General features: G+C 70.2%; 9 protein-coding genes. 5 read left to right on the top strand and 4 right to left on the bottom strand.

What is annotated here, in order from left to right; translation table 11 throughout:
* Window positions 1–7: 7 nt before the first annotated feature.
* Window positions 8–1045, top strand: coding sequence for a metallophosphoesterase family protein (locus tag AC069H_RS41980; protein ID WP_478236052.1), 1038 nt, complete (start codon window positions 8–10; stop codon window positions 1043–1045).
* Between the two features lie 259 nt (window positions 1046–1304).
* Here the strand turns inward: AC069H_RS41980 and AC069H_RS41975 are convergent, their stop codons facing one another.
* The 3 genes from AC069H_RS41975 to AC069H_RS41965 all read right to left on the bottom strand — a co-directional run bounded on the left by AC069H_RS41975 (window position 1305) and on the right by AC069H_RS41965 (window position 5943).
* Window positions 1305–2390 (bottom strand): iron-siderophore ABC transporter substrate-binding protein, encoded by a 1086-nt coding sequence (locus AC069H_RS41975; RefSeq protein WP_340682195.1) that lies wholly within the window; start codon window positions 2388–2390, stop codon window positions 1305–1307.
* Window positions 2391–2503: 113 nt separating this feature from the next.
* A complete protein-coding gene (locus tag AC069H_RS41970; RefSeq protein WP_478236051.1) occupies window positions 2504–4261 on the bottom strand; it encodes an ABC transporter ATP-binding protein in 1758 nt (585 codons plus the stop codon).
* Window positions 4258–5943 (bottom strand): ABC transporter ATP-binding protein, encoded by a 1686-nt coding sequence (locus AC069H_RS41965; protein ID WP_478236050.1) that lies wholly within the window; start codon window positions 5941–5943, stop codon window positions 4258–4260. The genes AC069H_RS41970 and AC069H_RS41965 overlap by 4 nt, the downstream gene beginning before the upstream one ends.
* A 105-nt stretch (window positions 5944–6048) precedes the next feature.
* Here AC069H_RS41965 and AC069H_RS41960 point away from each other — a divergent pair, with 105 nt between their 5' ends.
* On the top strand, window positions 6049–7092 hold the full coding sequence (locus AC069H_RS41960) for a FecCD family ABC transporter permease (RefSeq protein ID WP_478236049.1): 1044 nt from the start codon (window positions 6049–6051) through the stop codon (window positions 7090–7092).
* Between the two features lie 23 nt (window positions 7093–7115).
* Window positions 7116–8153, top strand: a complete 1038-nt coding sequence (locus AC069H_RS41955) for a FecCD family ABC transporter permease (protein ID WP_478236048.1) — start codon at window positions 7116–7118, stop codon at window positions 8151–8153.
* Here the strand turns inward: AC069H_RS41955 and AC069H_RS41950 are convergent.
* On the bottom strand, window positions 8134–8985 hold the full coding sequence (locus tag AC069H_RS41950) for a DMT family protein (protein ID WP_478236047.1): 852 nt from the start codon (window positions 8983–8985) through the stop codon (window positions 8134–8136). The genes AC069H_RS41955 and AC069H_RS41950 overlap by 20 nt on opposite strands.
* A gap of 176 nt (window positions 8986–9161) precedes the next feature.
* Here AC069H_RS41950 and AC069H_RS41945 point away from each other — a divergent pair, with 176 nt between their 5' ends.
* Window positions 9162–9686: a DinB family protein gene (locus AC069H_RS41945; RefSeq protein ID WP_478236046.1), complete on the top strand. Its 525-nt coding sequence runs from the start codon at window positions 9162–9164 to the stop codon at window positions 9684–9686.
* Window positions 9687–9703: 17 nt separating this feature from the next.
* Entirely contained in the window at window positions 9704–10414 is a 711-nt protein-coding gene (locus AC069H_RS41940; protein ID WP_465536689.1) for an MBL fold metallo-hydrolase, read from the top strand.
* Window positions 10415–10515: the final 101 nt, after the last annotated feature.

The following is a 10515-nucleotide window of genomic DNA, read 5'->3' as shown; positions in this document are numbered from 1 at the left end:
TCGGGTTATGGATCGAAGAGCGTTCATGGTGACCGCCGGTGGTGCGGCGGCAGGGGCAGCGATGCTGCCGGGTCAGGCGGAGGCGCAACCGCGGACACAGGGGAAGCGGGGCCCGCATGGGCCGGTCGTCCGCTTCAACGTCCTCAGCGACATCCAGGGCGACCTCACCGACTTCGGCAAGGCGCTCGACGACCTGCACGCGATCAACCCGGGCAGCGCCGGGTTGGGCATCGCGGGCGACCTCACCCCGCGCGGCTACGACTTCGAGTACGCCCAGCTTCGCGCGACGTTCGACAAGCACCCGCATCCGCGCGAGGTCGCGTGGGCCATCGGCAACCACGAGTTCTACGTCCCGAAATGGCGGGATCCCGACACCCTCGCCCAGGAGACCTGGCCCAACGGGACGACCGAGGATTCCCTCTTCCGCGGCTTCTACCGGTTCGCGGGCCGCAACACCGTCTACAACGAGACGTCGTTCGGCGGCGTTCCGGTGCTCTGCCTCGGCACCGAGCGGTACGCGAAGTACCACGACCCCAAGCTGTGGGACGAGGTCTGGATGAGCGACCGCCAGTTCACCTGGCTCGAACAACGCCTGCGGTACTGGTCGAACCGGCGCAGCCCGGTGATGGTGCTGACGCATCATCCGTTGCCCAACACCGTTTCGGGCACGCACAACAAGCTCTACCGGTCCGATTACCTCCAGCCCGACAGGCTGCTTTCGATCCTCGGCCGCCACCGGGACGTGTTCCTCTTCTCCGGGCACACGCACTGGGATCTGAACCTGTCGGACTGGGTGGTCCGCCGCGTGGTGCCTGGTACCGGCAATCTCGAAGGGTTCACCGTCGTCAACACCGCCGCCGTGCAGACCGGCTGGACGGACGACGGCAAGGGCGGGGAAGTGTCCCTCGGCGGCGCGTTCAACCAGGGGCTGCAGGTGGAGGTCTCGCCGTTCTCGGTGGTCATCAAGGCTCGCGACTTCACCACCAAGACGTGGCTGAAGCAGATCACCGTTCCGCTGCACGACTCCTGGGGGTTCCCGCACTGAGTGGGCGCCGGTGCTGCGGGTCGTGAGCGGCGATTCGGGGTGCGGCTGGGGAGCGGGGCGGTCTCGCGTCCATGAAGGATTTGGGACACTCAACGTCCCAAATCCTTCATGGACGCCCCGCGTCAGCGGCGCGACAGCAATGGGTAGGCATTCACGACCAACTCGGCCTGCTCGCGACCGTGGGCGGCCCTGAAGGTAGCGAAGGCCTCCTTCCCCGCTTCGAGGGGTAGGGAAGGAGGCCTTCACGCGCACGAACGGCTCAGTTCGCCGGCTTGACCTCGGTCTTCGGGTCACCGTCGACCGCGGCGGCGAGTTGCGGGACGATCCGGTCGATCACGTACGGCAGGCTCAGCACGGTCACGAAGGAGACCGCGCTGCCATAGGTGCCCTCGTTCTCGATGAAGACCTCGCGCTTCTCCTTCGCCACCTTCAGGCCGGTGTAGAGCGCGTCCTTGCCGAGGATCTCCTGCGCCTTGGCCGGGGTGTCGATTAGCCACACGAGCGCGTCGCGGTCGAGCAGGTCGGTCCGCTCGGCGCTGAGGCTCTTGCCGAACTTGTCACCGATGACGGCGTCGAGGTCGGCGGGCAGCTTGAAGCCGAGCGATTCGAGGATGTGCGAACGCCCGTCCTGGCTGCCGTAGACGAAGTAGCCCTCGTAGGTCGAGGCCATCAGCGCCGACTTGCCCGCGAACTCCGGGTGCTCCTTGCGGGCCTGGGCGAACTTGTCCTCGACACCCTTGACCAGTTCGTTCGCCTTGGTGGCGCGGCCGACGGCCTGGCCGACCTTCTTGGTCGCCTCGTTCCACGGGATGCCGTAGTCGTTGTACTCCTTCGGCTGCGCGACGACCGGGACGCCGATCTGGCTCAGCTTGTCGTACTGCTCCTTGGTGAGCCCGGAGTACAGCGCGATGATCAGATCCGGCTTGAGCGCGGCGATCTTCTCGTACTGCGGCCCGTCCACGTCCTTGAGGACCTCGGGCAGCGCGGCGCCGCCGAGCTTGTCGGTCGCCCACGGGCCGATGGTGCCGGGGAACTTGCCGAGCCATTCGGTGACACCGACCGGGACCACGCCGAGCGCGAGCAGCGCGTCCTGCTCGGTCAGGCCGACCGTGACGACGCGTTTGGGCTCCTGTGTGATGGTGGTGCTGCCGTACTTGTGCTCGATCGTGGTCGGGAACGCGTTCGCGTCGACCGCGGAGCCGGCAGAGTTCTGCGCGGCCGGGGTGGCCGACTCGCCGCCTCCTCCGCATGCGGTGAGCGAGGCGGCCAGCACCAGGGTGGACGCCAGCAGGCCGGCGGTCTTCAGGCGCCCGCGCACGGCGGAGAGGGTGGGGATTCGGGCCATCGTCCGTCCTTCGTGATCGGCTGTCCGGCGGAATGCCGGATTAATCGAGGATCAGGTTTGGCTAACCTAAGACGCCGACCGCCCGATTGCAACCGGTGACGGTGCGTCCCGGATCACGTCCGTGAACGGTTGTCCGACCAGGCCGCCCAGAGCGTTGCGTAGTGACCGCCGGAGGCCACGAGTTCGTCGTGCGTCCCGCTTTCGACGATCACGCCCGCGTCGAGCACGACGACGCGGTCCGACGCCGCGGCCTGCGTCAGCCGGTGCGCGACGACCAGACCGGTCCGGCCCTCCAGCGCCGCGGCTGCGGCGGCTTCGAGGGTCTTCGCCCCCGCGCTGCCGGCTTCGGCGGTCGCCTCGTCGAGGATCGCGATCGGCGGATCGGCGAGCACCAGCCTCGCCAGCGCCAGCTGCTGCGACTGGGTGACGGTCAGCTGATGCCCGCCCTCGCCGACCACGGTCGCGAGGCCTTCGCTCAGCGCCTCCGCCCAGCCGCGCGCGCCGACTTTTTCCAGCGCCGCCAGCAACTCCGCGTCGGAAGCGCCGGGACGGGCGAGCCGGAGGTCGTCCGCCAGCGAACCGGCGAAGACATGCACCTCCTGGCTGATCAGCGCGACCGCCTGCCGCGTGGCGGACGGCCCGAGTTCGTCGAGCGGGACCCCGCCGACGGCGATGGTCCCCGAGGCCGGGGTGTGGATCCCGGCGATCAGCTTGGCCAGTGTCGTCTTGCCCGCCCCGCTCGCGCCGACCAGCGCGACCCGCTCACCGGGGGAGAGGCTGAGATCGACGTCCCGCAACACCGGATGACCGTCCACATAGGAATGGGAGATGCCCGCCGCCTTCACCGAGGCGTCGACGGGTTTCGCCGGCCGTTCGGGTTCGCGCGGCGCGGGCAGATCGGCGACACCGATCAGCCGGGCGAGGCTCGCGGCGGCCGCTTGCGCGTCGTCGACGAGCGCCAGCGCGGTGTTGATCGGACCGAAGAGGCTGTGGAAGTACAACGCCGCCGCGGTCGCCGCGCCGACGGTCACGGCGTCGGCGCCCACCAGCAGGAAGCCGGCCGCGAGTACGGCCGAGAGACCGACGAACTCGGCAAGGTTGAGCCGGGCGAAGAACTTCGTCATCAGCCGGACACCGCGCAGCATCAGGTCCATCGCGCCCTCGGACCGCTGCCGGACCCGCTCCACGTGGGCGTCGGCGAGCCGGAACGCGCGGACGGTCTTCGCGCCGCCGATCGTGTCGAGTAGTTGCTGCTGCTGCGAACCCGTCGCGATCCGCTGCTTCGCGTACAACGGGACGGCGTTGCGGACGTACCAGCGGACGGTGTGCAGCTGGATCGGTGTCGCGAGCAGCGCGGCCAGGAGGAACCGCCAGTCGAGCACGGCGAGCGCGCCGAGGGTCAGCACGATGGTGAGCACCGAGCGACCCAGTTCGGGCAGGGCTTCGCGGACCGCCCTCGCGACCACCGTGACGTCGTTGGTGACGCGGGCGGTGAGGTCGCCGGAGCCCGCGCGTTCGACCTGTTCCAGCGGGAGCCCCAGCGCCCGGTCGACGAACCGTTCGCGGAGTTCCGCGAGCAGTGTTTCGCCGAGCTTGGCGGTGAGCGAGACACCCAACGCGGTCGCGATGGCCTGTGCGACGGCGACCAGGACGAGTGCCACCACGGGGGTGGTCAGCTCGGTCGCGGGCCGTTTCTCGATGACCAGGTCGACGATGTGGCCGAGCAGCCGGGCGGTGAGCAGCCCGATCGCGGTCGCGCCGACGAGCATCGCCAGCGCGCCGATGGCACGGGCCTTCGAGGTGCGGAGCAGTTCGCCGAGGACCGCGCGGATCCGCTTGCCGTCGGCGGTGGGGAGGAGTTCACGGGTCATGACAGCACCGCCGCGCGGTAGTCGGCGCGATCGCGGGCGAGTTCGGCGTGGCCGCCCTCGCCGGTGATCCGGCCGCCGTCCAGGACGACGACGCGGTCGGCCACGGCGAGCAGGGCGGGACTCGTGGTCACCAGGATCGTGGTCCGTCCTCGTCGTAGCCGGGCGAACCCGGTGGCGATCTTCGCCTCGGTGACCGTGTCGACCGCCGTCGTCGGGTCGTGGACGACGAGCACCGGCGCGTCCGCGGCGAGCGCGCGGGCGAGCGCGACACGCTGCCGCTGGCCGCCGGAGAGGGAACGTCCGCGTTCGGTGACCGCAGTCGCGGTGCCGTCCGGCAAGGCCGCCGCGACCTCGTCCGCGGCCGACGCGGCCAACGCCTCGTCGGAGGAAAGGCCGTCCGCGTGGACGTTCTCCGCGAGCGTCCCTTCGAACAGGTCCGCGTCGTGCGCGGCGACCAGGACGACCTCCCGCACTCGCTCCGGATCCACAGTGGACAGATCAACGCCGTCGACGTGGACCTTGCCCTCGGCCGGATCTCCCGCGCGGCCGAGGCAGTCGAGCAGATCGGTCGCGGCTGCCGGATCCGCGGCGACGACGCCGATCAGCTGCCCGGCCGGGATTTCGAGGTCGACGCCGCGGAGGCTGCCGTACGAGACCTCGGTGAACCGGACGTTCCCGCCGGCGGGGGAAGGGAGTTCGCCGTCACCCGGTTCGACCGCCACCGGCGTGGTCAGCAGGTCGGCGACCCGGGACGCCGACGCGCGGCCCTGCGCCAGTTCGCCGTTGACCCACGAGAAGATCAGGAACGGCGTGAGCAGGAACTGGGCCAGCCCCACCGCGGCGACGAGATCGCCGACGCTGATCGAGCCCGACGCCGCGAGATGCCCGCCGACGAGGGCGACGATCGCGATGAAGCCGCCGGTCAGCGCGAGCACCGCGCCGTCGTGCCAGGCCTTGGCCCGCGCGGCGCGCAAGGTCGCCTTGAGCGAGCTCTGGCTCGTGTCGCGGTAGCGGGCGACCGCGGCGGGTTCGGCGCCGATGCCCTTGAGCACCCGCAGGCCGGACACCAGGTCCGTGGCGACGCCCGAGGCGTGCGCGGACCGTTCCTGTTCGGCTTCGCTGCGACGCTCCAGCGGCTTGCCGATGAGATGCGCGAGGTACAGCAGTGGAGGTGTGCCCAGGAGCACGAGGAGCCCCAGCGGAAGCGAGATCCGCAGCAGCGCGATGGCGCTGACCAGCACCCCGGCGAGCGCGGCGATCCCGAACGGCAGTGCCGCGTTCACCACCCCGACGCGTTGCGCGTCGCTGGTGCCGATGTTGACCAGCTCGCCCGCCAGCTTGCCCTTGTCGGCGCCGCCACCGGGATGCAGGACCCGTCGGCTGATCGCGATGCGCAGGTCGTGCGCCGCCCGCAGCGACGCGCCCTCGGCCGCGCGCGCGGCGAACCGGTAGCTGTAGGACAGTCCGGCGAAGATCACGCCGAGCACGGCGATCCAGAACACGAGCGTGCCCACGGAACCGCCGTCGACCGCCTGATCGATCACCACACCGATGATCACCGGGACGAGGGCTTCACCGCCCTGGTGCCCGGCGGCGAGCACGGAGGCGAGAGTGACCCGCCGTCGCTGCCCGGAAATCGCCTGCCGCAGGACACTCCGGCTGGTGGTGGCCGTTGCGGTCACCGGCGCCTCCGTTCGTGGTGGGGAAGGTAAGGCTAGTCTAAGTAGGTAGCTCGTTGAGGTGAACTCCGGCGTTCGGTTAGCCTCGCCTCACTCGAAGGAGGTTCCGTGGTCGTCACCGAACGCCCGCCCGCTGCGGCGTCCCCGCCCAGCGCGGCGGCACGGACGTTCCGCGCCGGCGGTCTGGTGGTCGGGCTCGCCCTGCTCGCGCTGGTGTTCCTGCTCAGTATCTGGGTGGGGTCGAAGAGCATCCCGTTCACCTCGACCTGGTCGGTGCTGTGGCACAACGACGGCTCGACCGACGCGGTGATCATCCACGACCTCCGTATCCCGCGGACCCTGCTGGGCGTGGTCGTGGGGGCGGCGCTCGGCCTGGCGGGCGCGGTGATGCAGGCGCTCACCCGGAACCCGCTCGCCGATCCCGGCCTGCTCGGCGTCAACACCGGTGCTTCGGCCGCGGTCGTGTCGGGGATCGCGTTCGTCGGGGTCACCAGCGTGCTCGGCTACATCTGGTTCGCCTTCGCCGGCGCCGCGATCGCCTCGGTCGTGGTGTACGTGCTCGGCTCGGCGGGGCGCAGTGCCACGCCGGACCGGCTCGTGCTCGCCGGTTCGGCCGTCATGGCCGTGCTCCAGGCCTACATCGTCGGGATCCTGCTGCTGATGCCCGAGACGTTCAACCAGTTCCGCTTCTGGAACGTCGGTTCGCTCAGCGGCCGCAAATGGGACGTGTTCCTGCAGATCTCGCCGTTCGTCGCGGTCGGCGTGATCATCGCGCTGCTGCTCGCCCGGCCGCTCAACGTCCTCGCGCTCGGCGACCAGACCGGCAAGGCGCTCGGCGCCCACGTGGGCCGCACCCGGGTGCTGGGCGCGGTCGTGGTGATGCTGCTCTGCGGTGCGGGGACCGCGGCGATCGGACCCGTACTGTTCCTCGGGCTCGCCGTGCCGCACGCCGCGCGCATGCTGGTCGGCCCGGACCAGCGCTGGGTCCTGCCGTATTCGATGCTGCTCGCGCCGATCGCGCTGATCGGCGCCGACGTCGTCGGCCGCGTGCTGAACCCGCCGGAGGAACTGCAGGCGGGCATCGTCGTCGCGTTCCTCGGCGCGCCGGTGTTCATCGCGCTCTGCCGCCGCAGGAAGCTGGCCAGGCTGTGACCGCGATCAAGGAGCACCCACGGATGAGCACCCGCGTCCTGCGCACCCCGGGCGGCGGACTTTCCCTTCGCGTCACCCCGCGAGCCGCGATCGTCGTCGCGCTGCTGGCCATCGCCGTGTTCTTCCTCGGCGCGGTCAGCATGACCACCGGCGACTACCCGTTGTCCGTCGGCGAGGTCATCCAGACGCTGTTCGGCTTCGGCGACCGGAGCACCGAGTTCATCGTGACCACCCTGCGGCTGCCTCGCCTGCTGACCGCGCTGCTGGTCGGCGGCGCGCTCGCGGTCAGCGGCGCGATCCTGCAGAGCCTGTCCGGGAATCCCTTGGGCAGCCCCGACTTCATCGGCTTCACCGAAGGCGCGGCCGCCGGTGCGCTGCTGACGATCATCGTGGTGCACGGCGGCATGCTCCAGGTGTCCTTGGGAGCGCTGGTCGGCGGGGTCGCGACTGCGGCGTTGATCGCCTTGCTCGCGCTGAAGGGCGGCGTGCACACCTTCCGGCTGATCCTCGTCGGTATCGGGGTGAACGCGATGCTCATCGCGTTCAACTCCTACCTGATCACCAGGGCCTCCTGGCAGGACGGTCTCGCGGCGCAAGCGTGGCTGGTCGGCGGGCTCAACGGGCGCGGCTGGGAGCATGTCGGCCCTGTCGCGATCGCCATCGCCGTCCTGCTTCCGCCCGCTTTCGTCTACGGCAGAAGGCTTTCCCTGCTGGAGATGGGGGACGACTCGGCCAAGGGGCTCGGCGTGCCGGTGCAGCGGAGCCGGGTCGTGCTCCTCGGGGTCAGCGTCGGGCTGTGTTCGATCGCGACGGCGGCCGCCGGTCCGATCGCGTTCCTGGCACTCGCCGCGCCTCAGCTGGCGAAGCGGCTCACGCGGTCTTCGGGGCCGGGCCTCGCCGCGGCCGCGCTGATGGGCATGCTCCTGCTGGTGACCAGCGATCTGATCACCCAGCAGTTCTTGGCGGGCCTGCCCGTCGGTCTCGTCACCGGGGCGATCGGCGGGCTGTACCTGGCCTGGCTGCTGGTGTCCCGGCGCGGGGTCAGCCGAGCTGCGCGCTGACCGGCTCGATCGGCGCGGGCTCGCCGAAGCGGGCCAGCGCGAGCGCCGCCGAAACCGCGAGCACGAACCCGACCGCCGCCACGGCCGCGAACCCCGGTCGCGTGGTGTCGCCCAGTACGAGCACCCCGATCAGGGACGGGAAGACGGTCTCGCCGATCACCATCATCGCGGTCGACGTCGTGACACTGCCGCGCTGCAACGCGGTGGCGTAGAACAACATCGCCAGCGCACCCGCCACACCCAGCGTGTACGTCGCCGGGTCGGTCAGCAGATCCAGCGGGGCGAGGCTGGTGAGCGCGCGCCCGGAAAGGGCGACCACGCCGAAGCACAGGCCGGCGATCAACCCGAGCGCCGGTGTCCGGATCCGGCGCGACGCGCGACCGGCGAACATCCCGGCCGTGCCGAGCACCACGACCGCACCGATCAGCACGAGCCGGAAACCCAGCCCGGTCGACGCCGAGCCCTCGCTTTCCGCGGACATCCCGAGCAACGCGAGCCCGGCGCAGACGACCGCGACCGCCGTCCACTCGCGACGCCCCAGCCGGACTCCGAGCGTCCGCGCGGCCACCGCCGTCACGGCGAGGCTTCCGGCCAGCGCCGCCTGGACCACGAACAGCGGCAGTACCCGCAGCGCGGCGACCTGGGCGACGAACCCGATGACGTCGAGCGCGAGACCCGCGACGAACTTCCACTGCCGCAGCACCCGCACGAGCAGGCGGGGATCGACGCGATCTTCCGCGCCCGACGTCGCTTTCGCGGCTATCGCCTGCATCACCGAAGCGACGCCGTACGCACAGGCCGCGAAGAACGCGCAAACCAAACCCCACCACATGAACCGTGAGCCTAGCCCCGCAGTGTCCACACGGGGATCTCACGTGATTGGGCACGTAACTCGCGTGATCAAAGGGCGATCTCGCGTGATTGGGCGCGTAACTCACGAGTTACGCCTTCAAGCACGCGAGTTACGCCTTCAGTCACGCGAGATCGCCGTATGTGTACAGTGACCGCATGTCGAACACGGGTTCGAGCGCCGCCGAGCCGGTGGAGCGCGCCTGGCCGAACGGGATCGCCGAGGACGAAGCCGGGCTCCAGTGGGACTTCCTGCGTTTCCTCCGCGCGACAGCGGTGAACAAGGTCGCCGGGCTGACCAGGGACCAGGCGGCCGCGACACCACTGCCGTCGTCCCCGCGGATGAGCGCGCTGGGGTTGCTCAAGCATCTGACCGCGGTGGAGCGCTGGTGGCTCTCGATCGAAGCGGGCGGCGCGGACCTGCCTTCGCTGTGGAAAGGCTCACCGGATCCGAGCTGGGACCTGACCGAGGACGACGATCCGCGTTCCGTCGTCGAGGCGTACCGCGCCGAGTGGGCCTTGGCGGAATCGTCGCTGGCCGGGGTCTCGCCGGACGATCGCGCGCGCAAGTCGGGCAAGTTCACCGTCCGCTGGGTGCTCGCGCACGTCGTCCAGGAGACCGCCCGGCACGTCGGGCATCTGGACATCCTTCGGGAGCTGGCCGACGGAACGACGGGGGAGTAGCGCCGTAAGGTGTCCGCATGGCTGACAGGCTGTACTTCCGGCAATTGCTCGCTGGCCGTGACTTCGCGGTGGGGGATCCCGTCGCGACGCAGATGGTCAACTTCGCCTATCTGATCGGCGATCGGGAGACGAACGAGGCCGTCGTCGTCGACCCGGCGTACGCGGTCGGTGATCTGCTGGACCTGCTGGAAGCCGACGGCATGCGGCTGACCGGTGTCCTCGCCACGCATCACCACCCCGACCACGTCGGCGGCGAGATGATGGGCTTCTCGCTGCCGGGGATCGCGGAACTGCTGGAACGCGTCCAGGTGCCGATCCACGTCAACGGCGCGGAGGCCGAGTGGGTCCGCCGGATCACCGGCGTCTCCGGAACCGATCTGCGCTCGCACGAACACGACGACGTGCTGGAGGTCGGCGCGGTGCCGATCCGGCTGCTGCACACGCCGGGGCACACTCCGGGCAGCCAGTGCTTCCTGGTCGACGGGAAGCTCGTCTCCGGCGACACTCTGTTCCTCGAAGGCTGCGGCCGGACCGATTTCCCCGGAGGGGACGCGGAGGCGATCTACCGGAGCCTGCAATGGCTGGCCGGACTGGACGGCGATCCGGTCGTCTACCCGGGACACCAGTACTCGGCGGAGCCGTCGGCGAACCTGTCGCGGGTGAAGGACACGAACTTCGTGTTCCGGCCGAAGTCGCTGGACGAATGGCGGCTGATGTTCGGCGGCTGACCGCGTTTAGGGGTCCTAACAGAATGAGTGGGCTTTGAGTCGGCGCCAGCAGATAATGGCGCAGCCGATGGTGAGGAAGGCTTCGTGGAGGTCGTCGCGGA

The organism is Amycolatopsis sp. NPDC043887 (assembly GCF_056435665.1).
The sequence above is the reverse complement of the archived record's forward strand: the minus strand, read 5'-3'. Positions and strand labels throughout refer to the sequence as shown.

Excerpts from the sequence above, each read along its gene's own strand:
- AC069H_RS41940 (WP_465536689.1), top strand. The coding sequence starts at position 9,704 with ATGGCTGACAGGCTGTACTTCCGGCAATTGCTCGCTGGCCGTGACTTC.
- AC069H_RS41980 (WP_478236052.1), top strand. The coding sequence starts at position 8 with ATGGATCGAAGAGCGTTCATGGTGACCGCCGGTGGTGCGGCGGCAGGG.
- AC069H_RS41950 (WP_478236047.1), bottom strand. The coding sequence starts at position 8,985 with ATGTGGTGGGGTTTGGTTTGCGCGTTCTTCGCGGCCTGTGCGTACGGC.
- AC069H_RS41975 (WP_340682195.1), bottom strand. The coding sequence starts at position 2,390 with ATGGCCCGAATCCCCACCCTCTCCGCCGTGCGCGGGCGCCTGAAGACC.
- AC069H_RS41970 (WP_478236051.1), bottom strand. The coding sequence starts at position 4,261 with ATGACCCGTGAACTCCTCCCCACCGCCGACGGCAAGCGGATCCGCGCG.
- AC069H_RS41945 (WP_478236046.1), top strand. The coding sequence starts at position 9,162 with ATGTCGAACACGGGTTCGAGCGCCGCCGAGCCGGTGGAGCGCGCCTGG.
- AC069H_RS41955 (WP_478236048.1), top strand. The coding sequence starts at position 7,116 with ATGAGCACCCGCGTCCTGCGCACCCCGGGCGGCGGACTTTCCCTTCGC.